This window comes from Paenibacillus sp. LC231, from assembly GCF_001860525.1.
In the GTDB taxonomy this organism is placed as follows: domain Bacteria; phylum Bacillota; class Bacilli; order Paenibacillales; family Paenibacillaceae; genus Paenibacillus_AQ.
In genome coordinates this window covers 1-1,147 of record NZ_JFOM01000048.1, presented here as the reverse complement: position 1 = coordinate 1,147, position 1,147 = coordinate 1, and the positions used below count along the sequence as shown (strand labels likewise).

The window sequence follows — 1,147 nt, the reverse complement described above, 5'->3', positions numbered from 1 at the left end:
CGGCAATAGCGAAACCCATGGAGCTCTTTGGCATCCGCGAAGCTTCGCTCAATCGTTTCTTTTCGTTTTCGGTATAAATACTTACCGGATCGGCTGAGCCGGTTGTTTCGCACCCATTCCTTGCTGTCCTCCCAGACATGGCGCGTGACAATCTTGCGGTGATTCCGTGAACGGGTACATTGCTCCAGCATCGGGCAAGTCTTGCAGTGCCTCGGATCCGAGGCATATTGCCGGTATCCTTCTCGATTCGTGGTGCGGTACAACAATTCATGCTGAGCCGGACAAATATACCGATTGCGCTCGGCATCATAGGTAAACTTCCACTTCGGAAACAAGCCTTGGGTCGGATGAAATCTCCGGTGAGCAATCACGCCAAAGATCCCCCGTTCCTGCAATCCTTTGCAGATGGGGGTTGTTAAATAACCTGAATCCAGGGCAACGGCTTCAACTTCAAAATCAAATCGCTCTCGTTGGCGATCCAAACGCGACAAATACGGTACAGAATCATGAACGTTTCCCGGCGTGACGTGGACATCGGTAATCAGATTGTATTTTAGATCAACGGTCCGGTGATCTAAATAAAAGAATCCTTCCGGTTTGCCATCGCGAATCATATAACCGCTATCCGGGTCGGTTTTGCTCACCTTGATTTCTTTCTTCTCGACCACATCCTCTCTGGGTTTTAAAGCTTTTTTCCATGCATCTTCCGGTCGGCTTCTACCGCACCATTGAGTTCGTCCATGTATTCTCGTGTGTTTTGTAAAACCTGCTGCTTGGTGTACTGGTGTTTGTTCGCATTGGCCTTCACATGCGTGGAATCCGAAACCAGGACTCGTCCGCCGACCATGCGATGCTGGATTGCCTGCAGCACAATCTCATCGAAGATATCTTGAAAGATATGGGTGTCTTTGAAACGAGTCCGTCGGTTCCAGCTAATGGTGGTATGGTCCGGAACTTTGTCGGTCAATCCCAGACCAAGAAACCAACGGTATGCCAGATTCGTCTGAATCTCGCGTTCCAGTTGACGCTCCGAACGGATGCCGTAAAAATAACCGAGGAAAATCATCTTAAATAACACGACAGGATCGATGGCTGGTCGCCCATTATCAGCACAGTAAAGCGGACGGACCTTTTCGTCGATGAAAGA

At 49.3% G+C, this 1,147-nt stretch carries 1 pseudogene; it reads right to left on the bottom strand.

Annotation, left to right across the window (positions count from 1 at the left end):
- Positions 1-1,147, bottom strand: a pseudogene (locus tag AK95_RS33925) (IS1182 family transposase); the annotation flags it as partial.